The organism is Mycobacterium asiaticum, from assembly GCF_001673315.1.
In the GTDB taxonomy this organism is placed as follows: Bacteria; Actinomycetota; Actinomycetes; order Mycobacteriales; family Mycobacteriaceae; genus Mycobacterium; species Mycobacterium asiaticum_B.
Genome location: NZ_LZLQ01000153.1, coordinates 1 through 1,082 on the forward strand (window position 1 = coordinate 1; position 1,082 = coordinate 1,082).

A 1,082-nucleotide genomic window follows, 5' to 3' on the forward strand; every position below is an offset into this window, starting at 1 on the left:
TGCCCTGTTCGGCCGTCACGGCCGGCTTTACCAATCACTCGGAATGCAAGCCGAGCTCTTTCACACGCAGTTCGTCCGCGCCCTCACGGCGAGCGCGGCGGCGTATGCCGGCGCCGAGGCGGCCAGCGCCGCGGCCCTACCCGGACCGGTCAACGACCTGCTCAACCTGATCAACCTGCCGACGCAGCTGTTGCTGGGCCGCCCACTGATCGGCAACGGTGCCGACGGGGCCGCGGGCACCGGAGCGGACGGCGGTGCCGGCGGCCTGTTGTTCGGCAACGGCGGGGCCGGCGGATCCGGCGGCGGTGCCCACCCCGCAGGCGGAAGGGGCGGCGCCGCAGGCTTTTTCGGTAACGGTGGCACCGGCGGCGCGGGTGCCACCGGTGCGGTCGGCGGCTCCGGCGGAAACGGTGGCTGGCTGTTCGGCAACGGCGGAGCCGGGGGAGCGGGTGGTAGCGGGGTCATCGGTGGTCTCGGCGGGGCCGGCGGTCAGGCGATTCTGTTGGGCAGCGGCGGGATGGGCGGGGCCGGCGGTGCAGGTATCAACGGCGGCGGTGGCGGCGGTGCCGGCGGTTGGGGCGGACTGCTGGCCGGCAACGCCGGCGCCGGCGGGGCGGGCGGCATCGCGACGATGACCGGCAACGGCGGGGCCGGTGGTGCCGGGGGCAACGCCTGGTTGATCGGGGACGGCGGCGCCGGTGGCCAGGGCGGTACCGCCCAGGCGCCGGTGGCGACCGGCGGGCTCGGCGGGACAGGGGGTGCCGGCGGCAACGGCGGTTGGTTGGCGGGCAACGGCGGCATCGGCGGCGCAGGCGGATCCAGCGCGGCCGGCGGCGTAGGCGGTACGGGCGGTATCGGTGGCGGTACGGGTCTGCTCGGCGCCGGCGGCGCGGGCGGCGCGGGCGGACTGGGCGGCGGCCACTTCGGCGAGGACGGCGGGACCGGTGGCAGCGGCGGGCCGGGCGGGTGGTTGTTCGGTAACGGCGGTGCCGGTGGGGCCGGCGGCAACGCGCTGGCAGCGGCCGTCGGCCCAGCCGGCGACGGCGGAGTGGGCGGCGCCGGTGGCGCGGCGCGCATATTCG

At 77.5% G+C, this 1,082-nt stretch carries 1 protein-coding gene; it reads left to right on the forward strand.

Features of this window, described 5'->3' with window-relative positions:
- Nucleotides 1–1,082 (forward strand): PE family protein (locus A5636_RS24760; RefSeq protein ID WP_155763994.1); only part of this gene is annotated, 1,082 nt, incomplete at both ends.